Here is a 25729-nt window from a genome sequence, read left to right as displayed (position 1 = left end):
ACAGGGCCAAGGCGCCGCGTGGCGGATGTATTCCCGCCGAGGGTGGATCGACGGCGCGAAGTGACGGATGCTGGAGGGCACACGCGTGAGAGGAGCGGCCGATGAGACGACGCGTCGCACCGGCGCTGGTGCTCGGCGCTCTCGTTCTCGCGGGCTGCTCGGCCCCCGGCATCCCGACCCCGCCCGCCGTCGACCCGACCGACACGGCGAACACCGAGCCGATCACGCTCGTGTCGGGGCTGGCGGCGCCGTGGTCGGTGGTGCGCCTCGACCGCGGCGGGGCGCTGATCTCGCAGCGCGACGGCGGCGAGGTGCTCGAGCTGACGGCATCCGGAGACCTGCGCGAGGCCGGGATCGTGCCCGGTGTCGTGTCGGGTGGCGAGTCGGGCCTGCACGGCCTCGCGCTGCTCGTCGATGGCGAGACGCGCTGGCTGTACGCCTATCACGGTGCGGCGGACGACAACCGGGTCGTGCGGATGCCGCTGACCGGCGAGCCCGGCTCGCTGACGCTGGACGTCGACGCGGCCGAGGTGGTGGTCGCCGACATCCCGCGGGCATCGAATCACGACGGCGGGCGGATCGCCTTCGGACCGGACGGGATGCTGTACATCGCCACCGGCGACGCGGGGCAGCGTGATCGTGCTCGGGATCGGGACTTCCTCGGCGGAAAGATCCTGCGGGTGACGCCGGAGGGCGAGCCGGCGCGCGGCAACCCGTTCGGCACAGCGGTGTACAGCCTCGGCCACCGCAACGTGCAGGGACTCGCGTGGGGTGATGACGGCACCCTGTGGGCGAGCGAGTTCGGGCAGGACACGTGGGACGAGCTGAACCGCATCGAGGCGGGCGGCGACTACGGCTGGCCCGACCACGAGGGGTTCGGGCGCGCCGACGACACGATCGATCCGGTCGCCGTGTGGGCGCCAGACGAAGCGAGCCCCAGCGGCATCGCCGTGATCGACGACGTCGTGTACGTCGCTGGTCTGCGCGGTGCGCGGCTCTGGCTGTACGACACGACGACACCGAGCATCGAACCCTGGGCGGTCTACACCGGCCGATTCGGCCGGCTCCGCGACGTGGTCGCCGGTCCCGGCGGCACCTTCTGGGTGCTGACGAACAACACCGACGGTCGGGGATCACCGGGGCGCGACGACGATCGGCTGCTGCAGCTCACGCTGCCGGAGGGATGAGGCGGGTCAGGATGCCGTGGCCGGACCGTCGCCGCCATCACGACGCTCGCCGCTCCGCGGTGCGCCGGTCTGGCCGCTCTCGGGGGCGGACGACGACGGGTCGTGGTCGAGGAGCACCGGGCGATCGATGGTCCTGGTGACGTCTGCGGGGTCGACCGCGAGCATGAGCATGGCGAGCCCGAGGAGGGTGACGATGAACGAGGCGCCGCCGATGACCAGTCCGAGGCCCAGCGGGGTGAGGCCCTCGTAGGTGCCCTTGGCGATGGAGAGGTTCACGCGCTCGGTGAACGCCCCGGTCGAGACGAGGGTCACGACGGTCGCGAAGACGCCGGCGGCGAGGGCGATGCCCACGAGGTGCAGCGGGCGCAGGATCTCTTTGCGCGTCGGCTTGTGGTCGGTCATGCCTCTCCTCCGTGGTCGGCCAGGCGGTCGGCCCCGGCAGTCGTCTCGCTCGTCGTCGCGGTGCTCGTCGCGGCGGGTGCGAGCCCCGCGATGCCGAGGAACACCGCCACGATCGCGGCGTAGCCGCCGAACAGTCCCACGCCGATGATGATGCCGGTGAGCGACATGGCGTGCCCCTCGACGGCGTAGTTCTGCACGAATCCGACGGGCACGATCAGCAGCAGCGCGGCGAGCAGAAGCCCCAGCCCGCCGACCGTGATCGCGTCGCGAGAGCCCTCCTGGCCCCGCGACCGGATGCCCGAGATCAGCTCGACGAGACCGGTCAGCGCCGCCCAGGTGATCACGAGCACGAAGAACAGCGCGTCCGTGCGCCAGGTCGGGATGCTCGCGGCCATGCCGAGGACCAGGGTGATCGCGCCCATCAGCACCGAGGGCCAGCGCTGGCCCGGGCCGTGGACGATGATCGCGGCGACGATCAGCACGAGGGACGTGACGATCGCGAAGCCGCCGAACACCGCCAGGCCGACGGCGGCGGAGTGATCGGGAGAGAACGTGATCATGAGGGCGGCGACGGCCGCCATCAGTGCGCGAGCGAGCTGCACGGTGCGCGCGGTGAACGGGCGCACCGCAGCGGGGCGCGCGGTGCGCGAGCGGGAAGCGGCGGGCATGACAGTCCTCAGATCGGTGACCCGACCAGTCTACGTCGCGCGACCCCTGCACCGCCTCGACGGTGGTGGGGCCGCCGCGCGGGCCGCGCCGCGGGCATCCGCGATGGCATCCGGGGTCACTTCGGTACGGCGACGCGTGCGAAACCGTGCCTGATCGACCTCGCAACGCCGAGTCGCCTCGGCGTCGACCGGGCCCGGATCAGGAGGCGACGCGGACGGTCTCGGCGCCCGCCCGAGCCGGTGCGCTGCGCCCCGTGATGCGCGCCGCGGCCGGCTTGGCCGTCCCCGGCACGGCATCTGCGGGGGCGGCTGCGGCGGCCGGCGCGGCGCGCGGCCTGCGCGCCGCCCGCAGCAGCACTCGCCCGAGCACGCCGACGACGAAGGCGGCGGCGAGCGCGCTCAGCGAGACGACCACCGGGGTCCACACCGTGGCGAACGATGCGCAGAGGCTCAGCAGCGCACCCAGGATCCAGACGCCGGCGGCGCCGCCCGCGAGCCCAGCCGACCCCCGTGCGAAGGCGAGAGCGAAGATGAGTGCGCAGACCACCGCCAGAACCGCGCCGGCGTTGCCGATGGGCACGAGCACGGATGCCAACATGTTGGCCACTGCAAGACTGGACATTCCCCGACCCCCCGGTCATCCGCACGCCGCATCGCGGCGTGCTCGTGTCAGCCAGGTTACGCGCGGAGATCCGGCTTGTGCGTCAGCCAGGGGAACGATTCGGCATCATCCTGAGGGATGACGCGTGAACGGCTCGTGACGGCCCGATTCCGCGCCGTCCGCACCTCTCGGCGGCGCGCGCTCAGCGCAGGCGGCGCCCCCTCCGGGGCAGGCGCAGCGAGCTCAACCGGCCCGAGACCACAGGCACGGGGGCGGTGAACACGGCATCCACCGTCCGCGACCCCTCCGACGGGCCGATCACCGGCATGGGCGTGGTCAGCGTGGTCTCGACCGGTTCGACGGGCAGCCTGCCGAACCCGCGATGGGCGGAGACGTACGCCGGCACGAGGATCACGACGGCACCGATCCAGGCGAGCGGATTGCTGAGGGCGACGCCCGCGAAGTCCCACACCGCGCCCAGCGCGACCGCGGCGATCACGCGCGCGACCAGCTCGACCACACCGGTGATGGTGGGAATGGCGACCCGGCCGACACCCTGCAGCACGCCGCGCAGCACGAACAGCACACCGAGGGCGGCGTAGCTGACGCCGTTGATGATCAGCATCTGATGGGCGAGGTCGACGACCCGATCGGATCCGTCGCCGACGAACAGGCGCACCACCGACGCACCGAACGCGATCATGATCACGCCGAGCAGCACCGAGGTGATGATTGCCATCCACAGCGCCTGGACCGTGCCCCGGCGGATGCGGTCGGGGCGGCGGGCGCCCAGGTTCTGCGCGGCGTACATCGACGAGGCCAGCCCCAGCGAGGCGAGAAGGGCGACGGCGAGGCCGTCGATGCGGGATGCGGCGGTGTACGCGGCGACGGCGTCGGCGCCGAGCGTGTTCAGCGCCACCTGCACCGCGAGGGCGCCGATCGCGATGATGGATGCCTGGAATCCCATCGGCAGGCCGAGTCGCAGGTGCTCGAGCGCGTCGGCGCGGCGCACCTTCCAGTCATCGCGGTGCACGTGCAGCACGGGCAGCTTCCGCCACAGGTATCCGAGGCAGAGCAGAACCGAGACGGCCTGCGCGATCACCGTGGCCAGGGCCGCGCCGGCGACGCCCCAGCCCAGCGGGCCGACCATGAGGATCACGAGACCGACGTTCAATCCGCACGAGATGGTGAGGAACACCAGCGGCGTGGTCGAGTCGCCGATAGCGCGGATGATGGCCGCCAGGTAGTTGAAGAACATGATCGTGCTGCCGCCGATGAACGTCACCTGGGTGAAGGTCGTGGCCTCGGCGAGCAGCTCGGACGGCGTCTGCAGCAGCTCGAGGAACGGGCGCGCGATGAGCGGCCCGAGCACCGTGAGGATCAGGCTGGTGACAGCGGTGAGCAGGGTTCCCGTGGCGACCGAGCGGCTCACCCCGCGGGCATCCCCGGCGCCGAACGCCTGCGCGGTCGGGATAGCGAACCCGCTGGCGAGACCCCACGCGAAGCCGATGATGAGGAAGATCAGGCTGCCGGTCGCGCCGACCGCAGCGAGCGAGTCGACGCCGAGCTGTCGCCCGACGACGATCGTGTCGACGAACTGGTAGAGCTGCTGCACAACGTTGCCGATGAGCAGGGGCACGGAGAAGAGCAGGATGACGCGCCAAGGGCGCCCCGTGATGAGGGTGGTGGCCATGATGATCCGGGGGAACGAGGGATGCCGGCAAAAAGACGGCGGCACCGTGGATCGTCACGGCGCCGCTCGGACAGTCTATCGAATCGTTTCGAAACGGTCGAGCCGCAGCCGCATATTTCTTTCCCTCCGTCCACGCCAGGGGCTTGCCTGCGATCGGGCCGGTTGGGTAGTCCGGATGCATGACACGCCTACGTCGAAGCGACCCGCACGCCCCGGGCATCCGGCGGATGCGTCACGGTCGCGGCTACCGGTTCCTGACGGCGGACGGCACCCCGGTCGACGATCGGGCGATGCTCGAACGTCTGCGCGCCCTCGTCGTGCCGCCCGCGTGGACCGACGTGTGGATGTGCCCGCATGCCAACGGGCACATCCTGGCGACGGGAATCGATGCCGCGGGCCGACGGCAGTACATCTACCACCCCGCGTGGCATGAGCGGATGGCGCGCGAGAAGTTCGATCGCATGCTGCAGCTCGCCGAGGTGCTGCCGAGCGCCCGCCGTGGGGTGACCCGCGATCTGCGCACCGACGGCTTCGGCCGGCCGCGACTGCTCGCGGGTGCGTTCCGGATGCTCGACTCGGCCCTGCTGCGAGTGGGATCGGAGCAGTACGCCAAGGCGCACGGCAGCATCGGGCTGGTCACCCTGCGCGGATCGCATGCCAGGGTGCGCGGCGGCCGGGTCGTCGAGCTGCGCTTTCCCGGCAAGAGCGGCCAGCCCTGGGAATCCGAGGTCGACGACGCCGACCTCGCGATGCTCATCTCCGGGCTGAAACGCCGCGGCAGTCGCTCGCTGCTGCTCAGCTGGCAGGACGACACGGCCCGTGCCGCCGCGTGGCACCCGCTCCGCGCCGCCGAGATCAACGACGACGTCCGGCTGCGCACCGGCGGCGATTTCACGGCGAAGGACTTCCGCACGCTGCACGGCACCATCTCGGCTGCCGTCGCCCTGGCGCAGATCGGCCTGAAGCCCACCGCGACTGCGCGCTCGCGCGCCGCCGCCCAGGCCGTGCGCGTGGCAGCATCCGCCCTGGGCAACACTCCCGCCGTGGCCCGTGCCAGCTACATCGACCCGCGCGTGTTCGACCTGTACGACGAGGGCGTCGTCGTCGACCCGGCGCGACGGGTGGAGGGCCAGCTGGTGACGCTGTTCGGCTGACGCTCAGGCGCCGGCATCGGTGCTGCAGGAGCATGATGGTGGTGTGGTCGACATCCTCTCCGCACTCACCGAAATGCCCGAGCCCCAGTACGTCGAGGTCGGCGACGGCGTCGCCCTCGCGACGTACTCGTGGGGTGACGCGAGCGGGCCGACGGTCGTGCTCGTGCACGGGTTCGCATCGAGCACGGCCGACACCTGGGTGCACACCGGCTGGGTGCGGATGCTCGAGCGCGAGGGCTTCCGGATCCTCGGCATCGACCAGCGCGGGCACGGCGCGAGCCAGAAACCGCACGACTCGGCCGGTTACACGGTGCGCAGCCTCGCGCGCGACGTCGAGTCGGTGCTCGACACGTTCCTCATCGACGAGGCCCTGTACGTGGGCTATTCCCTCGGTGCGCGGGTCGGCTGGCAGGTCGCGCTGGACCTCGGCGACCGCATTCCGCGCGCGGTGCTGGGCGGCGTGCCCGACGGCATCCCGCTGGATCGGCTCGACACCGACCAGGTGCGCCGATATGCCACGGACGGCACGCCCGTCGCCGATCCGGTGACGCAGAGCTACATCACGCTGGCCGAGCGGGTGGCGGGCAACGACATGCACGCCCTGCTCGCCCTGGCCGAGGGCATGCGCGATTCGCGGTCGATCGACCCGGATCCCGCGCACGCCCCGCAGCAGCCGGTGCTGTTCGCGACCGGAGCGCTGGACGGGGTGCTCGAGGGCTCGCGGCGGCTCGCCGAGGCAGCCCCGCAGGCCACGTTCTTCGAGATCCCCGGCAGACATCATTTCAACGCCCCGGGGGCGAAGGCGTTCCGCGTCGCGGCGCTGGAATTCCTGCGGGGCTGAGGCTCAGCGCCGCTCGCCGCGGGAGCGGGCCATGAGCGCGCGGATGACGACGAAGACGATCACCGCGACGACGGCGACGATCGCCAGCTTCGCGATGAACCAGATCAGCGAGAACAGCACGTTCACGATCCAGAACGCGATGACGACCGAGACGACGACGGCGACGATGGTCCACAGGGTGCTCTTGGTCATGCCTCCAGCCTAGAAGAAGCGTCTAACGTGTGATGGTGACCTTCGACGGCCCGCTCTCGGCATCCGCGTACGAGGTTCTCGGTGTCACGCCCCAGGTGAGCGACGACGACCTGCGCCGCGCCTACCGGCTGCGGCTGCGCCAGTCGCACCCCGACACCGGGGGCGACGCGGCCGTCTTCGTGCGCGTGCAGCGGGCCTGGGAGCTGGTCGGCACCTCGGCCGCGCGCGCCGCCTACGACCGCGGGAGGGGGACGACGTCCTGGGCCACGCGTCCGTCGACTCCGGGCGCGACGGGCACCCGCCCGCGCGGGCGCTCGCACGGGCAGGCGGGCGCGTGGCGCCGTCGCCGCTACCGTGAGCTGCTCGCCGAGCAGCTCGGTCACGAGGCGACGGATGCCGAGGCCTACGACCCGCTCGTCGTGCACGCGGCATCGTGGCAGGCGCGTCGGATGCTGGCCGACGCGCTGGCGGAGGAGGCCACGGCCGCGGCGATCGACGAGCTCGGCATCGGGTTCACGGCGTGGTATGACGTCGCCACCGGCGAGGACGAGGAGGGGAAGCTCGATCACGTCGTGCTCAGCCCGACCGGGTTGTACGGCCTCCGGTCGGAGGACTTCGGCGGACCGGTGCGGTTCCGTCAGGGCGAGGTCATCGGCAGCCACGTCGGCGGCGCCGCCCCCATCGGCGACCTGCTCGCCCGCATGCGGATCGTGGCACGCGCTGCACGCGTGCGGTTCGGCGGGGCGATCCTCATCCTTCCCGATGACGACCTCGACGACGCGATCACGCCGCTGGTCTCCGTCAGGGGTGTGCCGGTCGTGGTCGTGCGCCGCAGCGCGCTGCGCTCGGTGCTGCGCGCCGGAGTGCCGGGAGCGCGCGTGCTCGGCGGCAACGAGGCGTTCGACGTGCGAAGCCGATTGACGCACACGGTCCGCGTGCTCTCACCGTGAGGCGCGTGAGAAGCCGCGCGCGCCCGCGCCCGGGGCTGCAGCGAGGGTTACGGTGAGAGCGTGGATGCCACCGACCCGCTGCCCGATCGACCCGCGCCCGACGCCCCTCGGGGCAAGCTCGTGCTGCTGCGCCACGGCGAGACCGAATGGTCGCGCACCGGCAGGCACACGGGTCTGACCGACATCCCGTTGACCACCCACGGTGAGGATCTCGCCCGTGCGGCCGGTGAGCTGGTGCAGGGGTACGACTTCCGCCTCGTGCTCAGCTCGCCGCTGCAGCGGGCGCGACGCACGGCCGAGCTCGCGGGGCTGGATGCCGGCATCGACCCCCTTCTGGTCGAATGGGACTACGGCGGGTACGAGGGGCGCACGACGAAGGAGATCCGGGCGGAGCTCGGCTACAGCTGGACGACGTTCACCCATGGGGTGATCCGCGGCGAGACGCCGGGCGAGACCGTCGAGGAGGTCGCCGCACGCGCGTCGCGTGTGCTGACCCGCGTGCTGCCGGCGATGGCATCCGGAGATGTCGCCCTCGTCGCGCACGGCCACTATCTGCGTATCCTCACGGCGGTGTTCCTGCGCCAGGCACCACGATTCGCCGCGTCGATCTCGCTCGACGCGGGCTCGGTGTCGGTGCTCGGATTCGCGCGCGAATCCCCCGCGATCCTGGCCTGGAACCACGGGCCGCACCTGCCCATGGAGCCGGCGGAATCCTGATGCTAGAGCGGATGCCAGGAGCAGACCACGATGTCATCGTCGTAGGCGCGGGCCTCGCCGGCCTGCGGGCCGCGACGGTGCTGGCCGAGGCGGGTCTGGACGTGCTGGTGCTCGATGCCTCCGACGCCGTCGGCGGTCGGCAGCGCACCGACCGCGTCGATGGCTTCCTCCTCGATCGAGGGTTCCAGGTGCTGAACCCCGCCTATCCGTCGGTGCGGCGCTGGGCCGACGCGACGGCCCTGCGACTGCAGGCATTCCCGGTGGGGGTGCGGGTACGCCGCGACAGCGCAGCCGGAGTGGGCGGGTCGACGCTGGTGACCCTGGCCGATCCTCGCAGGCATCCGCTGTCGATCGGCGAGACTCTTCGCAGCGGACTGGTCCGCCCCGCGGACGTGATCGCGCTCGCACGCTGGGCGGCCCCGGCCCTGCTCGCACCGACGCGGCTGCGTCGCCGCGCGGCGGCCGGGCACGACACGTCTGCGCGCCAGAGCTGGGACAGTGCGGGGCTGCGCGGCCCGCTGCGCACAGAGGTGGTGGAGCCGTTCCTCAGCGGGGTCCTCGCCGACGCACGCTTCGACACCTCGAACGCCTTCACCCGGTGGCTGGTGCGCATGTTCCTGCTGGGCACGCCCGGACTGCCCGCCGAGGGTATCCAGGCGCTGCCGGAGCAGCTGGCGCGGAAGGCCCGCGCGGCGGGCGCCGAGATACGCCTCGGGCATCGCGTCGATCGCGTCCGCCCCGCATCGGATCACGTCGAGGTCGATGCGGCGGGCGCGGATGCCATGAGGGCCGCCGCCGTCATCGTCGCAGTGGGCCCCGAGCGCCTGACCGCCCTCACGGGCGTCGATGCGCCGCCCACCCGCGGGCTGCAGACCTGGTGGTTCGCGCCCGAGGCCGCGCCGGCGGCATCGGGCATGATCGCCGTCGATGGACGACGATCAGGGCCCATCGTCAACACCGCGGTGATCTCGCACGCCGCCCCGAGCTACGCGCCCGCCGGCAGGCATCTGGTCCAAGCCACATGCCTCCTCGGCCCGCAGGTCGTGGCCGGGGAGGTCGAGGTGCGCCGACAGCTGGGCGAGATCTGGGGCACGGATGCGACGCGCTGGCCGCTGCTGCGACGCGACGACATCCACCACGCGCTGCCTGCCCAGCACCCGCCGTTGCGGGCCGAGCCCACGCGGGTGGTCGATCGGCTGTACGTCGCCGGCGATCACCGGCAGAGCCCCTCCATCGACGGGGCGCTGGTGTCGGGTGATCGCGCGGCGCGCGTCCTGCTGGCCGACCGCGGCGTGTGACGCGACATTATTGAAGCGTCAACTGCTCCCGGTACCATCGCCGCATGAGCACATCACGATCGTTCACCGACGAGGAGCGCCGCACCTGGGCACCGCTCACGGCGGTGCTGGAGCTGCTGCCCAGTCGGATCGACGCGCAGCTGCTGCGCGATGCGGGGCTCACGCACTTCGACTACGCGACCCTCTCGATGCTCGCGCTCGCTGACGGCCGCCGCATGCGCATGACCGCACTCGCGACCGGCGTGAACGCGTCGCTCTCGCGCCTCTCGCACGCCGTCAGCCGGCTCGAGAGCCGCGAGCTCGTGCGCCGCGTCGCGACCCCCGACGACGCCAGGGCGACCACCGTGGAGCTCACGCCGGACGGACGTCGCAAAGTGATCAGCGCGACGCCGGAGCACGTGAGCACGGTGCGCTCCCTCGTCTTCGACGCGCTCGATGACGAGCAGCGTCGCCAGCTGCATGAGATCACCGTCGCGCTGCTGGCCCGGCTCGACCCCGATCAGCGGATGCTGGCCAGCCGGATGAGCTGACCACGCCGACCGACTGAGGCTCGGGAGTCGGTGCGCGGCGCGCCTGTCGGAGTCATCGCGCGAGGACCTCGTCGACGTCGGCGCCGGGCAGCGCGAGGGTGACCTGCGTGCCCCACGGGTCGGAGACGATGACGGAGCGGCCGTCGTCGGCGAACGGCAGCCGGTGTTCGCGCAGCCGCGCGATGAGCGCATCGAGGTCGTCGCGCCCGGGAACGGTGATCGCCACGTCGCCGAGGCCGAGCCCGGCAGCGCGCGGTCCCGCACCGCCGCTGTTCCACGTGTTCATCGCGATGTGGTGGTGATAGCCACCTGCCGACGCGAACAGGGCTCCGGGATAGCTGGCGACCGTCGTCTCGAATCCCAGCGCGTCGATGTAGAAGGCGCGGGCCGTGGGGATGTCCCCGACCTGAAGGTGCACGTGGCCGACCCTGCCCGCGGTCATGGCCACGCTCCGCAGCGTGTCGTCGTCCAGGTGCTGCCGAAGGTAATCGTTCGGATCGAGGTGGAGGGTCGCCATCTGCAGCTCGCCGTTCTCGTAGCGCCACTCGGAGCGATCCCGGTCGACGTAGAGCTCGATGCCGTTGCCCTCCGGGTCGGTGAAGTAGAACGCCTCGCTGACCAGGTGGTCGCTCGAGCCGGTGAAGGAGCCGCGCTGATCCTGGGCGGCGCGCAGCACGACCGCAGCGAGCGCGGGCGCATCGTCGAACAGGAACGCGGTGTGGAACAGCCCGGCCTGGCGAGGATCGACGGGCGGGAGGCCGGGCGTGCTGATCAGTCGGACCATCGGCACGCGGCCGCGACCGAGCACACGGTGCACCTCGGCGCCGCGGGTCCTCTCCTCGATCGGCTCCAGGACGAGGGCGTTCGCGTAGTACGACGACATCGTCTCGAGATCGCCGACGCGCAGCGAGACGGCATCCATATCGGTTGCGGGGTCGAGCACGCGGCCCGCGGCGGACGCGTGCTCGGTGCGGGAATCGCTGGTGCTCATATCTGCCTCCGTGGGACTGTTGTTGAACCTACAACTAAACGCCCCGGCGATTCATTCCCGCGGTCAGCCCGCCGATCCCGCCAGCGGGATCACCCGCGGCGCCTGCCCGGCACCGGCGACGACGAGGGCTCGCGTCGCGGTGAGCGCGTGCAGCCGCCGCACGATCTCGTCGGCATCCGCCTCCGTGGCGGGAGTGCGATCGTCGGATGCCTCCCACAGCGTCACCCGCACGCCGCCCAGCTCGCGGATGCGCTGGGCGAGCGGCGCGGATCCGCGAGCGGCGACCAGCACCACGCGCTCGATGCCCGGTGCCCTGCTGGTGGGCGGCGCGATCGCTCGATCGCGTCGCCAGACGACGAAGTGGTAGATGAAGACGAGCACGGTCGCGCTGAGCAGCCCGAGCGGAGCGCGGATGCGCTCGATGAGTCCGCCCTGCATGCGGGAGGCGCCACCGGCCGCGAGCAGCACCTCGAACAGCCGGAAGCCGATGAGCAGCAGCGTCACCAGCGCGACCACGGCGCTGGCGCCGAAGACGACCACCAGGTAGACGCGGCGCGCGATGTCTCCGGACTGCTCTTCGGTCACCGCGCGACCAGGACGCCAGGTGCCCCACCACGCCGCCGTGCCCACCACGAGCGCACTGAGACCGCCCAGCAGCAGGGTGCGCGTGTCGTCGGCGAGCAGCGTCACGTCGATCTCGGCGAGGAGAGCGTTGACCACGACTCCGAAGCCGCTGGCCGCGCCGATGAGAGCCACCCCGGACACGGCCAGCCGCGCAGCGCCGCGAACCCGCGGACCGCGCGCAGACAGCATTCGCGCATGCGCGTCGCAGATGATCGCGCCCACCAGGGCGGCGCCGGCGGCCGCACCGAGCGGCGACAGGATCTCCGCCGCGGGATCGTCGTCGAACAGCAGCCGCAGCAGGGTGAGGAGCACGGTGCCGATCCCGAAGAGCGCGGCCCCGGCGGAGCCCGCCACCACGATCACCAGCAGCACGCGGGCGAGAGCATCGGGCGTGCCGGATGCCTGCTCCCGCGTCCAGTGCCACCACCACACCACCGCGCCGACGGCCGCCCAGACCAGCGGCTGCAGCACCGCGGTGTACCACGGTCGCGAATCGAGCAACACCGGCGCGACCGGCGCGAGCGCCTGTGAGATCAGCGCGGCCAGCGCGGAACCGGCACCGACCGCCGCCACGACGAGACCGAACAGCGCCGACAGCTCGACGCCGAGCGCCGGCAGGCGCGTCGGCGCGGTGACCGGACTGCGACGCATCCGTCGATGCCACACCCACACACCTGCCCAGACGACTGCCCCGGCCGCCTCGCTCGGCCGCCACTCCCCCTCGATGCCCGCGGCGATGGCGGATGCCGCGAGCGCGACGGCGAAGATGAGCGATGTCAGCGTCATCGCCGCCAGGTACACGGACCACACGAGCGAGGAGCGCTCCAGCGGCTCGGCCAGTCGGCGGCGCTCCCAGCGCCAGACGAGCACCGCGAGCGGGGCACCGATCAGGACGAAGGCGAGTGCCCTGGCGAGCCCGGCGGTGTCGGTGACGAGCACGGAGCCGAGCCCGATCACCCGCTCGAGCAGACCCGCCACGCCGACCGCGGCGATCGAGACGAGCGCGAAGAGCAAGGCGAAGACGATGAGCCTCCGCACCACCGCGACGGTCATGGCTGCACCTTCTCGGCGCAGATCCGGAACTGCCAGGGCGTCGTCACGAGCTTCCAGTCGCCATCGACGCGTTCGAGGTCGAACACCTCCTGGTTCTGGTACTCGTCGCGCCCGAAGGGTCCGCCGCCGACGACCTCGGAGACGATCACCTCGACCCGTGCCGTCGTGTCGCGCTCCGTGCTGCGCACCAGCGTGATGCGGTAGTCGGCCGCGCCGGTGTCCCACCGCTCGCACTCCTCGGCTGACTCGGGGACCAGATGCGCCAGTGCGGCGGCGGAGTCGCCATCGACGACCGCCTGCGCGTACCGCTGCACGACGCCCTCCGGGGAGTCGGCGGGGTACACGCTGTCGCCGTCGCGGGTGAAGATCGCGACGAGCGCCACGGCGACCACGACGACCACGACCGCGATCAGGCCGAGCATCACCGGACTCCATCGCCTTGACTGAGATCGCGGGCTCGCCGCATCGACTTCGTTCATGTGCCCATGGTGGCGCATACGACCTCGGCGGTACAGGGACCTTAGGCTCATGGCATGAGCCTGTTCCGCAGAGAGCGATCGGCGCACGTCCAGCTCGATCAGCCGACGATCGAACCCCGCGCGACGCGTCCCCCCTGGAGCCTGTGGGCAGACGGGTTCGGTCGCCTCGGCATCCGCTCGATCCAGATCCTGCTGGTGGTCGCCGTCGCCGCAGGCATCGTGTTCGTCATCCGGTACCTGACGCTGGTGACCATCCCCCTGGCGATCGCGCTGATCCTTGCGTGCGCCTTCGCCCCGGCGATGAACTGGCTGCGCCGCCACCGAGTACCCGACCTCGCCGCGACCATGATCACGCTCTTCTCGATCGTCGCGGTGCTGACGGGCCTGAGCTGGATGATCGTCTGGGCCGTGCGGGATCAGTGGGACGACCTGTACTCGCAGGCGCAGCAGGGCATCGACCATGTGATCGAGTGGACGGACACGCTGCCGTTCCAGCTGTTCACCCCGCAGCAGATCGAGGAGTGGACGAAGACGCTCACCGACTTCGTCACGAGCGCGCAGTTCGGCTCCGGCGCGCTCGCCGGTGTCAGCGCGGTCGCGAGCTTCGTCACCGGTTTCGTGCTGCTCGTCACCATCCTCTTCTTCTTCCTCAAGGACGGCCCGCAGATGTGGGAGTTCCTGCTGCGTCCGTTCCACGGCGAGGGCGAGCGCCGCGCGCGCCGGATCGGGCACAAGACCGTGGGCGTGCTCGGCTCCTACGTGCGGGGTACCGCGACGGTCGCCCTGGTCGACGCCGTCGGCATCCTGATCGGCCTGCTCATCCTGCAGGTGCCGCTCGCCGTGCCACTCGCCGTCCTCGTCTTCCTTCTCGCGTTCATCCCGATCGTCGGTGCGACGCTCGCCGGCGTGCTGGCGGCGCTCGTCGCCCTCGTCGCGAACGGCTGGGTGAGCGCCCTGCTCGTCGTCGCCGTCGTCGTGCTGGTCAATCAGCTCGAGGGCAACCTGCTGCAGCCGGTGCTGATGGGACGCACGATGAAGCTGCACGCGTTCGTCATCCTGGTGGCCCTGGCGGTCGGAACCGCCCTCAGCGGACTGATCGGCGCGGTGCTCGCCGTGCCGGTGACGGCCGCGGTGTGGGGCATCATCCAGGTGTGGGACGGTGAGAACCTGCCCGCGAAGTGGGCGCGGCGGAAGCCGCGAGAGCCCCGCGCCGCGCAGAGCACCGCGGTCGAGGTCGCCTGAGGGCGGTCCCGCGCCACCCGGATCCGACGGCGAGCGCGGGTCACCGCCGGTCGGGTGCGACGCGGATCGTCGAACCCGCCGCGAAGCGGGCATCCACTCCGGGGCTGAACAGCACCGACTCGGGCGGGGCGTCGACGATGCCGGGAAGGCCGGCGGCCGCGCACAGCTCGTCTTCCAGATGGCGCACGCGGGCGGGATGCAGCGTCCAGGGTTCGTGCGTGTTCGGCAGCCACAGCGTGCGCCCGAACCGGGTCTGGAACAGCCCCCAGCGCGCGGTGAGGAAGGTCGACAGGTCGTCGCGCACCGTGCAGGAGGTGTCGACGTCGACCGTGAGGTCGAAGCCCGGGCCGCGCCCGCCGGGGCGCGCGGTGTGGCGCTGCGATGTGTATCGCAGGCTGAGACCGGAGCCCTCGAGACGCCGCTTGTCGGTGTGCGCGAACATGTACGGCAGGGAGAACAGGGCACGCGCGCCGATGACGGCGGGCAGGCTGGCGGCCTCCAGGGAAGCGAACACCACGCCGTGACGGCCCTCGTCGTCTATGCCGTACAGGCGCACGTTGATCTCGGTGAAGGTGCCCCAGCGCCGCGCCGGCGGCAGCGGTCCGATGCGAGCGGCGCCGAGCTCGAAGGCGATCAGTCCCACCCAGGACGACCCGTCGAAGACATCCGGTCGCACGCCGCGGGGCATGAGCGGGCGCACGACCTCGGGGTCGACCCGCCAGTGCACGAAGGCGACGTCGCGCCATGCCTGAGCCGCGACGGTGCGTCCGCGCAGCGGCGGGGGCGTGGCGGAGAGGTCCATGACGTCCATTCGCACGGTCGAGAGCGGGGCTGCCATTCTCGCACTCGGCGGGTCCGACGGCGCCTCGCCGCGGGTATCCTCGCGGTATGCGAAGGCCCGAGCCCGAACCCGTCCGCGCCGGCGAGGAGTCGGTGTGGGACTATCCGCGGCCACCGCGCGTCGAGCCGGTGTCGCAGCGGATCACGATCCGCCTGGGCGGTGTGCTGATCGCCGACACCATCGACGCGGTCCGCGTACTCGAGACCAGCCATCCGCCGGTCTACTACCTGCCCGCCGATTCGTTCCTCGAGGGTGCGCTCGTGCCGACGGAGGGGTCGTCGTTCTGCGAGTTCAAGGGCGGGGCGGCGTACTTCGACGTGCACGGTGGATCACGGATCGTCAGCCGGGCCGCGTGGACGTACCCGCAGCCTGCGCGCGGCTTCGAGTCGCTGCGTGGGCGGGTCGCGGTCTACGCAGGCGAGATGGATGCCTGCACCGTCGGCGACGAGCAGGTCACTCCGCAGCCGGGCCGGTTCTACGGCGGCTGGATCACCTCCCGCATCCGCGGCCCGTTCAAGGGGGAACCCGGGTCGATGGGGTGGTGACCCCGCGGGTCAGGCGGTGAGCCCGGGTTCGCCGTCGTCGCGGCCGCCGTCGAACGTCGCGGTGAGGATCTGCTCGGCCTCGAGCGTGAGATCGATGAGGCGGGCGAGCAGACCGGCGAGGGAGCTCGAGCGCAGCAGCTCGAGCTGATCGATGGGCCCCAACGGCGCGATCGCGGCGAGCTGCCATGACGACTCCAGCGGATCGTCGGAGATCTCGATGTTCGGATCCCATCGACTGCCCGAGCTGAGCGCAGCGCGCGTGAGCACACGACGGACATGCTTCTCGGCTTCGGCGCGCAGCGGGGCGAGTGCCGGATCCCAGGTCAGTTCGGCGATCGTGTGCACCTCGGCGGTCGGGTACGCCTCGTCGTTCCACCACGCGCCCACTTCGATGCGCTCTCCCCCCACGACGAGCAGCTCGATGTCACGCTCGGTGGCCGCGACCTCGACGATCCGCGCCATCGTGCCGGTGTGGAACCGGGTGTCCCCTCCCCCGGCTTCTGACCCGCGCTCGATGAGCACCACCCCGAACGAGGGCTGGTGGGATTCGAGAGCTGCACCGAGCATCTTCAGATACCGCTCTTCGAAGACGCGCAGGGCGAGAGGTGTGTACGGGAACAGCACCGTCTCGAGCGGAAACATCGCCGTGGCTGCCATCGCGCCAGTAAACCACTCCGACGGGGCTGCGTCACCCGGCTGCGACGCTCAGTTGAAGTCGCCGCCCCCGCCACCGCCGAAGTCACCCGGCGCCATGTCCTTGAACCGCGAGTAGTGCCCCTGGAAGGCGACGGTGATCGTCGCGGTGGGGCCGTTGCGGTGCTTGGCGACGATCAGGTCGGCCTCGCCGGGGCGGATGTCCTTGTCGTACGCGGCCTCGCGGTGCAGCAGGATCACCATGTCGGCGTCCTGCTCGATCGAGCCGGACTCGCGCAGGTCGCTGATCGCGGGCTTCTTGTCGGAGCGCTGCTCGGCACCACGGTTCAGCTGCGACAGCGCGATCACCGGCACCTGCAGCTCTTTCGCGAGCAGCTTGAGCGCACGCGAGAACTCCGAGACCTCCTGCTGACGCGACTCGACGCGCTTGCCGCTCGTCATCAGCTGGAGGTAGTCGATGACCACCAGTCGCAGGCCTTCGCGCTGCTTGAGCCGACGGCACTTGGCACGGATCTCGACGAGGGTCATGTTCGGGCTGTCGTCGATGTACAGCGGGGCGTCGTTGATCCGTCCGCGGGTGGCCGCGACGGTCGTCCAGTCCCGCGGGTCGAGGGTTCCCTTGCGCATGTTCTGCAGCGGGATGGCGCCCTCGGCGCTGAGCAGGCGCATCGCGATCTCGCTCTTGCCCATCTCGAGCGAGAAAAAGATCGACGGCTCGTTGTGGCCGATGGCCGCAGCCCGGGCGAAATCCAGAGCCAGCGTTGATTTACCCATAGCCGGCCTCGCGGCGACGACGATCATCTGTCCGCCGTGCAGGCCGTTGGTCAGCTCGTCCAGCTCGCGGAACCCCGTCGGGATGCCGGTCATCGTGCCGTCACGGCCGTTGGCCGCCTCGATCTCCTCGACGGCCGCGTCGACGGCGACGGTGAGCGGCACGTAGTCCTCGGCCGTCTCGGAGCCGGTCACCGAGTAGATCTCGGCCTGGGCGTTGTTGACGATGTCGGCGGCGTCGCCCTCGCCCGCGTAGCCGAGCTGCACGATGCGGGTGCCCGCGTCGACGAGGCGCCGCAGGATGGCTCGCTCCGCGACGATGCCCGCGTAATAGCCGGCGTTCGCCGCGGTCGGCACGATCGAGGTGAGGGTATGCAGGTAGTCGGCCCCGCCGGCGCGCCCCAGCTCGCCCGTCTTGATCAGCTCGTCGGTGACGGCGACGACGTCGGTGGGCTCGCCGTGCGAGTACAGCGACAGGATCGCCTCGAAGATGAGCTCGTGCTTGGGCACGTAGAAGTCGGCGCCCTTGAGCATCTCGATCACATCGGCGACGGCATCCTTCGACAGCAGCATGCCGCCCAGCGCGCTCTGCTCTGCCAGGAGATCATGCGGCGGGGTGCGCTCGGGGCTGCGAGAGCCACCCAGACGCTCGTTCGAGATATCTGCGATCGACACCGTGCTCCTCCCGGCCGGCACGACTGGACACACGTCACCGGCGCTTGCGACCGGCGGGCAGTCGGCCTCGGGCACAAGAAGAACATGCACCACCGACATCCGGTCTCCCCCAAGGTAGAAGCCGGGTTATCCCCATGCAACCGGGCCTGTGGATAACTCTGTGGAGAGTGTGCGAAGAACTCTGGAGTGTCTGTGCAGAACGGGTGTGGACAACTCGGTGGAGAGATTTGATATCTCGGACTTTTCTCTAGTCTGATCAGGTTTTCTTCTATTCCCCAGCCTGTGGAGGAAATCCCGCTTCAACGTGAGATTGAAGGTTCCGGCGCGTCGCTCCTGATGTGCAGAACCTGGGGAAAGTCAAGCTCGATCCCGCCCGGGCGCGCCGCGCCCGTCAACAGCCTGTGGACTCGCGGACCACGAGGTCGAGCGGCAGCGCCGCCTCGGCATCCAGCTGCTCCCCGCGGATCAGCCGCACGACAGTCGCCATCATCGCCGCACCCTTCGCGGCGGTGTGCAGATCGACCGTCGTGAGCTGCGGAGACGCGCTCGTCGAGAAGACGTTGTTGTCGACGGTGGCGACGGCGACGTCGTCCGGAACCCGGATGCCGCGCTCCTTGAGCACACCCAGCGCGCCGGCAGCCATCTGTGCCGACGCGACGAACAGGGCATCCATCTGCACCCCCGCGTCGAGCAGCCGACGCGCGGCCGCCGCTCCCCCACTCGGGGTGTAATCGCCCTCTTCACTGGCGATCTCCTCGAGACCCGCCGCCGAGACCGCGTCGCGCCACCCCTGCAGGCGCTCCTGCCCGGCCGTCGTGTCGAGCGGTCCGCTGATCGTGGCGATCCGCCGCCGACCGCGATCGATGAGGTGCTGGGTCGCGAGTGCACCGACCGCGGTGTTGTCGACGTCGACGACGTGGATCTCCTCGCCCGTCTCCCCCGGCGGGCGCACCCCGAAGACGACGGGCAGCGTGCGCGCCAGCTCGCGATACGACGAGGAGGCACTGTGGTGCGAGAGGATCAGCGCACCGTCGACGTTGCCGCGCCGAAGAAGCTGGTGCGTCTTCTCCGGGTCGTTCTCCGACTCGATCAGCAGGGTGAGGGAGTACTCGGTCGACGACGCGTACATCGCGGCGCCCTGGATCACCTCTGCGAAGTACGGGTCGGCGAAGAACTCCGCCGTGCGCTCGGGGATCATCATCGCGACGGTCTGCGTGCTGCGGCGCGCGAGGCTGCGCGCCGCGCGATTCGGCACGTATCCGACCTTCGCGATCGCCGCGTTCACGCGCGCGACGGTGCTCTCGGTGACCCGGGGCGATCCGTTGATGACCCGCGATGCGGTCGAACTCGACACTCCGGCGAGTGCCGCGACCTCCTCGAGGGTCGGCACCCAGGGCTGCGCGCTGCGAGACGCGTTCATCGTCACTCTTCGTCTCCTGCTGCGCATCCGGCGCGATCGTGAGCACCTCGCTGTCGAGGATGGATGTCTTCACCGTACGCCACGCCGGCGCGGCGTCTCACTCCGGGATCCGGCGCTCCTCGATGAGCCGCGCCAGCCACAGACCGCTGTCCTTCACGGTGCGCTCCTGCGTCTCGTAGTCGACGTGCACGATGCCGAAGCGCTTGCTGTAGCCGTAGCCCCACTCGAAGTTGTCGAACAGCGACCAGACCATGTACCCGCGCAGGTCGACGCCCTGCTGCAGAGCACGATGAGCCGCCGTGAAATGACGGCGCAGGTAGTCGAGCCTGGCGTCGTCGTGCACGCGATCGCCGCTGAGCTCGTCGTCGAAAGCCGCACCGTTCTCTGTGATGACGAGCGGGAGTCCCGGATGCTCGCGGCTGAGCCTCAGCAGCAGCTCCTCGAGTCCGTCGGGAGCGATGTTCCATCCCATCGCCGTGTACGGGCCGTCCTGCGTGAGGAACTCCACGTCGTCGCTGCCCGGCCAGGCCGAGCCGCCGACGTCCTTGTGCCCGTCCGCTCGCTGCCGCGGGGCGATGCCGTCCCACATCCGCACCCGCGTCGTGGAGTAGTAGTTCACGCCGAGGAAGTCGATCGGCTGCCGGATGATCTCGGTGTCGCCGGGCCGCACGAACAGCCAGTCGGTGACCGCCGCGGTGTCGTCGATGAGATCGTCGGGATAGCCGCCGACGAGCATGGGATGCGTGAACGACCGGTTGGCGAGGGCGTCGATACGGCGCACGGCCTCGGAGTCCGGGCCGTCTGCTCCGCGGATCACGTGGAAGTTGAGCGTCACCGACACCTGCGCGCGCGGCGCCACCTCTCGCAGCACCTGAACGGCGAGGCCGTGGGCGAGGTTCAGGTGGTGCACGGCCCGCAGTGCGGCGACGCCGTCGGTGCGGCCGGGAGCGTGCGCGCCCGACCCATATCCGAGGAACGCACTGCACCACGGCTCATTCAAGGTCGTCCAGACATGCACGCGCTCACCGAGCGCCTCCGCGACGTGACGGGTGTACTCGGCGAACCGGTAGGCGGTCTCGCGGTTGGTCCATCCACCGGCATCCTCGAGCGCCTGCGGCAGATCCCAGTGATAGAGAGTGGCGATCGGACGGATGCCGCGGGCGATCAGACCGTCGACGAGACGTTCATAGAACGCCAGGCCCGCCTCGTTCACCGGACCGGACCCCGTCGGCTGGATGCGCGGCCAGGAGATCGAGAACCGATACGCCTCGATCCCCAGGTCGGCCATGAGATCGAGATCGGCGTCGAGCCGGTTGTAGTGGTCGACGGCCACATCTCCCGTGTCGCCGTCGACGACCCTGCCCGGTGTCGCGCTGAAGGTGTCCCAGATCGACGGGCCTCGCCCGTCTGCGGTGGCCGCGCCCTCGATCTGGTACGCGGCGGTGGCCGCACCGATCAGGAACCCGGCGGGGAACTCCAGCCCGACATCCCGGTAATCGGGGCTGTCTCTGGTGTGCGCCTGCATCTCGATGGTCATGTCAGCCTTTCACTGCGCCTTGCATGATTCCGGTCACGAGCTGGCGGCCCGCGACGAAGAAGAGGATGAGGAGGGGGATCACCGAGAGCACGGCCCCGGCGAGCACGAGGGCGTTGTCCGGGTTCTGTCCCCCGGCTGCGCTCAGCGCCGCCAGCGCGGTCTGCACCGTGGGATTTCGCGGTGTGAGGGCGAGCAGCGGCCACAGGTAGTCCGTCCACGCGGCCATGAAGCTGAACAGACCGAGCACCGCCATGGCGGGACGCGCCGCGGGCAGCGCCACGTGCCAGAAGGTGCCCCACATGCTCGCACCGTCCATCCGCGCGGCTTCGATCAGCTCGTCCGGGATCACGTCGACGAGGTACTGCCGCATGAAGAACACCCCGAAGGCGGTGACCATGCCGGGAACGATGACCGCCTGCAGCGAGCCCACCCAGCGCCACTCCGCCATCAGCATGAACAGCGGGATGATGCCCAGCTGGGTGGGTATCGCCATGGTGGCGATCACTGCGACGAGCAGTCCGCTGCGGCCGCGGAAGCGCAGCTTCGCGAAGGCGTACCCGGCGAGGGTCGAGAAGAACACCACCGACAGGGTGATCGCGGCCGAGATCACCGCGCTGTTGATCAGCGACAGCAGGAACGGAACCGTCTCGAACACCTCGGCGGCGTGGGACAGGAAGTTCGGCCCCGGCAGGACCGCCGGCGGTACGAGGTTGGTGTCGGACGACTGGCGGGACGAGATGACGAACGACCACCACAGCGGGAACGCCGAGCCGGCGAAGTACGCGATGAGCAGGGCGTACGTGAGCATCCCTGGGCGCTCGTAGGCGCGCACGCGGCGAGCGCGGCGCTCGGATGCCGTCGTGCGGCGCTCTGCCCTGGCATCCGTCTCCGGCGCCGGTGCGGGGGTGAGGAGGGCGGTCATGATGCTCCCTGCTGGGTGTGAGCCGGAACCGGCGTCTGCTTTCGGGACGGGACTCGCGTCTTGCGCACCGTGGAGGTCTTCTCGTCGGCGGTGCGGATCGCTCGGGTGATCATGAAGCTGAGCAGCCCGACGAGCATGATGACGAGGAACAGGATCCACGCCGTCGCGGACGCGCGGCCGAAGTCGCGCATGGGGAAGCCGAGCTGGTACAGGTAGAGCACGATCGTCTGGAACTGCCGGTCGCTGCCGCCGTAGGTGCGGCCGTCGAAGAGCTTCGGCTCGGTGAAGATCTGCAGCCCGCCGATGGTCGCAGTGATGACGACGAAGATCAGCGTCGGACGGATCAGCGGGAGGGTGATCGACCAGAACTGACGCAGCCTGCTGGCTCCGTCGATGGTGGCCGACTCGTACATGTCGCGCGGCACGGCCTGCATGGCCGCGAGCAGGAGCAGGGCGTTGTATCCGGTCCAGCGCCAGTTCACCATGGTGGCGATCGCGACGTGCGACGGGAAGACGTCGAACGACCAGCGGATCGGATCGAGACCGAGCAGTTCGAGCAGACCGGCGACAGGCCCGTGGTACTGGTTGAAGACCTGCAGGAAGATCACCGTCACCGCGACCGGTGCGACGATGTAGGGCAGCAGGATGCTCATCCGCCAGAACGTGCGACCGCGGATCGCCTGGTTCAGCAGCGCAGCGACGACCGTGGCGATGACGAGCTGCGGTATGGCCGAGAGCAGGAAGATGCTGAACGTATTGCCGAACGCGTTCCAGAAGAACGGGTCGTTGAGGATGTCGACGTAGTTCTGCAGCCCCACGAAGTCGCCCTGGCCCTTCAGCAGATGCCAGTCGTAGAGCGACACGTTGAACGTGTAGACGATGGGGAAGACGCCGATCAGCGCGAACAGGATGAAGAACGGCGCGATGTACAGGTACGGGGAGAAGGTGTGGTCGAGACGACTGACCTTCTGACGGAACGTGAGTTCCGTGCGGGCGGCTCTGCCGGTTGTGCTGCTCATCGTTGAACCAATCGCGGGATCGAGTGCGGGGTGGATGCTCGGGCGGCTCGGCGACGTGCGTCGAGCCGCCCGGGCGGTCAGCTGGGGATCTGGTCGAGCAGTTCCATGGCGGCGTCCCAGGCCTTGTCGGGATCGGTGACCTCGCCCTGGCTGACGCGGTCGAAGATCGGCCCGAAGACGTTGTCCTGGATGTTGGAGTCCTCCGGTCCCTTGACCTGAGCGACGACACCCTTCGAGCGCTCGGCGAAGATCTGGCCGATCGGCGCGTCGTTGAAGAAGGGGCTGGTGGTGTCGGCGACGAGCTTCTGACCCTCGGTCGTGCTCGGGTACGGCCCCGCCTTCTCGAAAGCCGATGCCTGCTGCTCGGGCGATGCGAGCCAGAGCGCGAGCTTGGCGGCCTCCTCCTTGTGCTCCGACGAGGATGCGACGCCGAGGAACGCACCGCCCCAGTTGGCGGCGCCGCCGGGAAGCACGTTCGCGAAGTCCCAGCCGCTGTCGGTGGTGCCCTCGTCGTAGTAGCCCTGCACGATGCCGAGCATCCAGCTCGGGCACATGTAGACCGCGAAGTCGCCGGCCTTGGCCTCGGGCCCGACCTCCCAGCCGGGAAGGCCTGCGCCGAGCCCGGCCTTCTCGGCCTCGACGATCTTGGCGAAATGCTCCTTCAGCACATCGTTGTCCTCGATGTTGAGCGTCTCGCCGTCCTTCTTGTAGTAGCCCTCTTCCTGCTGATTGACGAACGAGTTCCAGAAGAACCGCGGGCTGTGGTAGAAAGCCTTGCCTGTCTTGTCGACATACTCCTCGCCGACCTCGAAGAAGCGATCCCACGTGGCGTCCTCACCACCGAAGTAGGCGGCCACCTCTTCCCGTTCGCTGGGCAGGCCGGCGGCCTCGAACAGATCGCCGCGGTAGCACAGGCCCTGCGGCCCGATGTCGAGGCCGGCGCCGATGACCTGACCGTCGGCCGTGGTGCCCTGCTCGTACTTCCAGTCGAGCCAGGAGTCCTTGACGTCTTCGATGCCGTAGTCGCGCAGGTCGACGAACGCGTCGGACACCTCGGCGATCGTGCCGAGCCAGCCCTCCTCGATCGCGACGATGTCGCTGAGCCCGGTGCCTGCGGCGATCTTCGCGTAGGCGTCGTCGCGGGCTGCGCCGCCCCCCTCGAGGTTGGTCGCCTCGATCTTGATGTTCGGATTCTGCTTCATGTACTCGGCGTACTTCGCGTCGACGCCCATGGTGCCGAAGGTCGTGATCGACAGGGTGATCTGGTCGTCACTCGCTTCGGCGCCACCCCCCGTCGAGCATCCGGTGGCGATGAGGGCCACGGCGGCGACGCCGGCGACGGACGCGGCGATCTTGCTTCGTGCTGATTTCACGGTCACTCCCTTGTGTGCGCTTCGGGCGAAGCATGCAAGCGCTCCCATGATTTACGTGGGAGCGCTCCCAGCGGCTTCGGCGTTCACGATACGCCGGGTTTTTGCGACCTGTCAAGAGGTTCATGGGCGCGCTCCCACGGAAGACCCGCAACCGCACGCCGGAACGCCCGGGCTTAGCCGGTGTGCGCGCGGGAGACCTCGCAGGCCTCGTCAGGCTGTGATCGCCAGCCGGCGACGCGCCTCGTCGATGGTCGCCAGCACGTCGATCGAGGTCCGCAGCGGGTGCAGCGGAGACTCGCGAAGCCCGTCATCGATGTGCTGCGCGACGGCCGCGGCCTGCCAGGCCATCCCGTCGCGGTGGGTCAGACCGGAGACGTCGACGAAGCGGCCGCGTGCGTCGCCGTGCTCTGCCGAGAATCCCCCGGGGAAGACGAACGACGGATCGACCTGCAGTCCGCCGTGCGATCCCGAGACGGATGCCGAGCCGGGCGACGTCACCCGGATGCTCGTGCTCAGCAGCGCCTGAGCGCCCGACGCGTAGTCGAGAACGAGCGCGCTCTGCTGATCGACGCCCGAGGCGGTGAGGGTGCCGCGGGCCGTGACCGCGGTGGGAGCCCCCAGCCACAGGTGGCTGAGCCAGACGGGGTAGACGCCGAGGTCGAGCAGTGCGCCCCCGCCCAGCGCCGGATCGAAGAGACGTCCGCCGGCACGCGGGTCGGCGGCGAACCCGAGATCGGCGATGACCAGTCGCGGATCGCCGATGACGCCGTCCTCGTGCAGGTGCAGCATGACATCCGTCTGCGGAAGGAAGCGGGTCCACATCGCCTCCATCGCGAAGACACCGGCCGCGCGGGCAGCGGCGGCGATATCGCGCGCCTCGTCGGCGGAGACGGCGATCGGCTTCTCGATGAGCACGTGCCTGCCGGCGGCGATCGCATCGAGCGCGAGGCGACGGTGCTCACTGTGCGGCGCCGCGATGTAGACGATCTGCACCTGCTCGTCGTCGTACAGCGCGGCGTAGTCCTCGTGCACGCGGGCGATGCTGTGCCGCCGGGCGAACTCGTGGGCGCGATCGACCGATCGTGAGGCCACGGCGATCACCCGCTGGTCGGTGTGCGTGTGCAGGGCATGCACGAAGTCGGTGGCGATGCCGCCGGGCGCGATGACACCCCAGTTCAGAACCGGTCCGCCCCGAAGCGGTGCCGTTCGCGGAGTGGGCATGGTGAGCAGCGGCGCGGTCATGAGTCCCGAACCTAGTGCACGACGACGAGCGGGCTTCCCGGCCGACTCGAGGGGTGGACGGTTTCGAGGTGGTCGGGTATCGTCCTGGGCACGATCGGAGAATTCTCG

At 70.2% G+C, this 25729-nt stretch carries 26 protein-coding genes; 9 read left to right on the top strand and 17 right to left on the bottom strand.

Features of this window, described 5'->3' with window-relative positions; all coding sequences use genetic code 11:
* Window positions 1–101 precede the first annotated feature (101 nt).
* Complete coding sequence (locus AB0O65_RS08790) at window positions 102–1187, top strand: PQQ-dependent sugar dehydrogenase (RefSeq protein ID WP_071641181.1); 1086 nt, start codon at window positions 102–104, stop codon at window positions 1185–1187.
* 6 nt (window positions 1188–1193) lie between these two features.
* Here AB0O65_RS08790 and AB0O65_RS08785 read toward each other — a convergent pair whose 3' ends face one another.
* The 4 genes from AB0O65_RS08785 to AB0O65_RS08770 all read right to left on the bottom strand — a co-directional run bounded on the left by AB0O65_RS08785 (window position 1194) and on the right by AB0O65_RS08770 (window position 4551).
* On the bottom strand, window positions 1194–1589 hold the full coding sequence (locus AB0O65_RS08785) for a hypothetical protein (protein ID WP_071641183.1): 396 nt from the start codon (window positions 1587–1589) through the stop codon (window positions 1194–1196).
* The gene (locus AB0O65_RS08780) at window positions 1586–2257 is read right to left on the bottom strand and encodes an acyl-CoA synthetase (protein WP_071641185.1); all 672 of its coding nucleotides are present in this window, start codon (window positions 2255–2257) and stop codon (window positions 1586–1588) included. The genes AB0O65_RS08785 and AB0O65_RS08780 overlap by 4 nt, the downstream gene beginning before the upstream one ends.
* A 199-nt stretch (window positions 2258–2456) precedes the next feature.
* Entirely contained in the window at window positions 2457–2879 is a 423-nt protein-coding gene (locus AB0O65_RS08775) for a hypothetical protein (protein WP_363384216.1), read from the bottom strand.
* A gap of 181 nt (window positions 2880–3060) precedes the next feature.
* Window positions 3061–4551, bottom strand: coding sequence for an MATE family efflux transporter (locus tag AB0O65_RS08770; protein WP_071641188.1), 1491 nt, complete (start codon window positions 4549–4551; stop codon window positions 3061–3063).
* 179 nt (window positions 4552–4730) lie between these two features.
* Between AB0O65_RS08770 and AB0O65_RS08765 the strand changes: the two genes are divergently transcribed.
* Both AB0O65_RS08765 and AB0O65_RS08760 read left to right on the top strand, forming a co-directional pair.
* Window positions 4731–5705 (top strand): DNA topoisomerase IB, encoded by a 975-nt coding sequence (locus tag AB0O65_RS08765; RefSeq protein WP_363384213.1) that lies wholly within the window; start codon window positions 4731–4733, stop codon window positions 5703–5705.
* A 73-nt stretch (window positions 5706–5778) separates the two neighbouring features.
* The gene (locus tag AB0O65_RS08760) at window positions 5779–6546 is read left to right on the top strand and encodes an alpha/beta hydrolase (protein WP_071641302.1); all 768 of its coding nucleotides are present in this window, start codon (window positions 5779–5781) and stop codon (window positions 6544–6546) included.
* A gap of 3 nt (window positions 6547–6549) precedes the next feature.
* On the opposite strand, the gene AB0O65_RS08755 is transcribed toward AB0O65_RS08760, so the two are convergent.
* On the bottom strand, window positions 6550–6738 hold the full coding sequence (locus AB0O65_RS08755) for a hypothetical protein (RefSeq protein ID WP_071641192.1): 189 nt from the start codon (window positions 6736–6738) through the stop codon (window positions 6550–6552).
* Window positions 6739–6770: 32 nt separating this feature from the next.
* Between AB0O65_RS08755 and AB0O65_RS08750 the strand changes: the two genes are divergently transcribed.
* From AB0O65_RS08750 to AB0O65_RS08735, 4 genes are read left to right on the top strand one after another with little or no spacing between them, the layout of a single operon-like run.
* Window positions 6771–7688: a DnaJ domain-containing protein gene (locus AB0O65_RS08750; protein ID WP_363384211.1), complete on the top strand. Its 918-nt coding sequence runs from the start codon at window positions 6771–6773 to the stop codon at window positions 7686–7688.
* 60 nt (window positions 7689–7748) lie between these two features.
* Complete coding sequence (locus AB0O65_RS08745; protein WP_363384208.1) at window positions 7749–8405, top strand: histidine phosphatase family protein; 657 nt, start codon at window positions 7749–7751, stop codon at window positions 8403–8405.
* Between the two features lie 11 nt (window positions 8406–8416).
* Window positions 8417–9703 (top strand): NAD(P)/FAD-dependent oxidoreductase, encoded by a 1287-nt coding sequence (locus AB0O65_RS08740; RefSeq protein ID WP_071641304.1) that lies wholly within the window; start codon window positions 8417–8419, stop codon window positions 9701–9703.
* Window positions 9704–9747: 44 nt separating this feature from the next.
* A complete protein-coding gene (locus tag AB0O65_RS08735) occupies window positions 9748–10233 on the top strand; it encodes a MarR family winged helix-turn-helix transcriptional regulator (protein WP_363384204.1) in 486 nt (161 codons plus the stop codon).
* A gap of 52 nt (window positions 10234–10285) precedes the next feature.
* Here the strand turns inward: AB0O65_RS08735 and AB0O65_RS08730 are convergent, their stop codons facing one another.
* The 3 genes from AB0O65_RS08730 to AB0O65_RS08720 form a co-directional block, all read right to left on the bottom strand.
* Window positions 10286–11224 (bottom strand): VOC family protein, encoded by a 939-nt coding sequence (locus tag AB0O65_RS08730; RefSeq protein ID WP_363384201.1) that lies wholly within the window; start codon window positions 11222–11224, stop codon window positions 10286–10288.
* Between the two features lie 63 nt (window positions 11225–11287).
* Entirely contained in the window at window positions 11288–12901 is a 1614-nt protein-coding gene (locus AB0O65_RS08725; RefSeq protein ID WP_363384198.1) for a DUF5671 domain-containing protein, read from the bottom strand.
* Window positions 12898–13380: a hypothetical protein gene (locus tag AB0O65_RS08720; RefSeq protein ID WP_363384194.1), complete on the bottom strand. Its 483-nt coding sequence runs from the start codon at window positions 13378–13380 to the stop codon at window positions 12898–12900. Before AB0O65_RS08720 ends, AB0O65_RS08725 begins: the two co-directional genes overlap by 4 nt.
* 54 nt (window positions 13381–13434) lie before the next feature.
* Here AB0O65_RS08720 and AB0O65_RS08715 point away from each other — a divergent pair, with 54 nt between their 5' ends.
* A complete protein-coding gene (locus AB0O65_RS08715; RefSeq protein ID WP_191712429.1) occupies window positions 13435–14622 on the top strand; it encodes an AI-2E family transporter in 1188 nt (395 codons plus the stop codon).
* Window positions 14623–14662: 40 nt separating this feature from the next.
* Here the strand turns inward: AB0O65_RS08715 and AB0O65_RS08710 are convergent, their stop codons facing one another.
* Window positions 14663–15460 carry a DUF2071 domain-containing protein gene (locus AB0O65_RS08710; RefSeq protein WP_363384190.1) on the bottom strand — a complete coding sequence of 266 codons (798 nt, stop codon included), beginning with the start codon at window positions 15458–15460 and terminating at the stop codon, window positions 14663–14665.
* A gap of 50 nt (window positions 15461–15510) precedes the next feature.
* Between AB0O65_RS08710 and AB0O65_RS08705 the strand changes: the two genes are divergently transcribed.
* Window positions 15511–16008, top strand: coding sequence for a DUF427 domain-containing protein (locus AB0O65_RS08705; RefSeq protein ID WP_363384187.1), 498 nt, complete (start codon window positions 15511–15513; stop codon window positions 16006–16008).
* 9 nt (window positions 16009–16017) lie between these two features.
* On the opposite strand, the gene AB0O65_RS08700 is transcribed toward AB0O65_RS08705, so the two are convergent.
* The 8 genes from AB0O65_RS08700 to AB0O65_RS08665 all read right to left on the bottom strand — a co-directional run bounded on the left by AB0O65_RS08700 (window position 16018) and on the right by AB0O65_RS08665 (window position 25621).
* Window positions 16018–16665: an LON peptidase substrate-binding domain-containing protein gene (locus tag AB0O65_RS08700; RefSeq protein ID WP_191712426.1), complete on the bottom strand. Its 648-nt coding sequence runs from the start codon at window positions 16663–16665 to the stop codon at window positions 16018–16020.
* Window positions 16666–16713: 48 nt separating this feature from the next.
* Window positions 16714–18108: a replicative DNA helicase gene (gene dnaB / locus AB0O65_RS08695; RefSeq protein ID WP_071641214.1), complete on the bottom strand. Its 1395-nt coding sequence runs from the start codon at window positions 18106–18108 to the stop codon at window positions 16714–16716.
* Window positions 18109–18499: 391 nt separating this feature from the next.
* Window positions 18500–19528, bottom strand: a complete 1029-nt coding sequence (locus AB0O65_RS08690) for a LacI family DNA-binding transcriptional regulator (protein WP_071641306.1) — start codon at window positions 19526–19528, stop codon at window positions 18500–18502.
* Between the two features lie 97 nt (window positions 19529–19625).
* On the bottom strand, window positions 19626–21065 hold the full coding sequence (locus tag AB0O65_RS08685) for a GH1 family beta-glucosidase (RefSeq protein WP_225211050.1): 1440 nt from the start codon (window positions 21063–21065) through the stop codon (window positions 19626–19628).
* Window position 21066: 1 nt separating this feature from the next.
* Window positions 21067–21987: a carbohydrate ABC transporter permease gene (locus tag AB0O65_RS08680; protein ID WP_071641216.1), complete on the bottom strand. Its 921-nt coding sequence runs from the start codon at window positions 21985–21987 to the stop codon at window positions 21067–21069.
* Entirely contained in the window at window positions 21984–23006 is a 1023-nt protein-coding gene (locus AB0O65_RS08675; RefSeq protein WP_363384181.1) for a sugar ABC transporter permease, read from the bottom strand. The genes AB0O65_RS08680 and AB0O65_RS08675 overlap by 4 nt, the downstream gene beginning before the upstream one ends.
* A gap of 77 nt (window positions 23007–23083) precedes the next feature.
* Entirely contained in the window at window positions 23084–24379 is a 1296-nt protein-coding gene (locus AB0O65_RS08670; RefSeq protein ID WP_256221006.1) for an extracellular solute-binding protein, read from the bottom strand.
* A 210-nt stretch (window positions 24380–24589) separates the two neighbouring features.
* Window positions 24590–25621 carry a Gfo/Idh/MocA family oxidoreductase gene (locus AB0O65_RS08665; RefSeq protein WP_363384178.1) on the bottom strand — a complete coding sequence of 344 codons (1032 nt, stop codon included), beginning with the start codon at window positions 25619–25621 and terminating at the stop codon, window positions 24590–24592.
* Between the last annotated feature and the right edge of the window lie 108 nt (window positions 25622–25729).

The organism is Microbacterium sp. NPDC077391 (genome assembly GCF_040686955.1).
GTDB classification, from domain to species: domain Bacteria; phylum Actinomycetota; class Actinomycetes; order Actinomycetales; family Microbacteriaceae; genus Microbacterium; species Microbacterium commune.
This window is presented reverse-complemented; position numbering and strand designations above follow the sequence as displayed.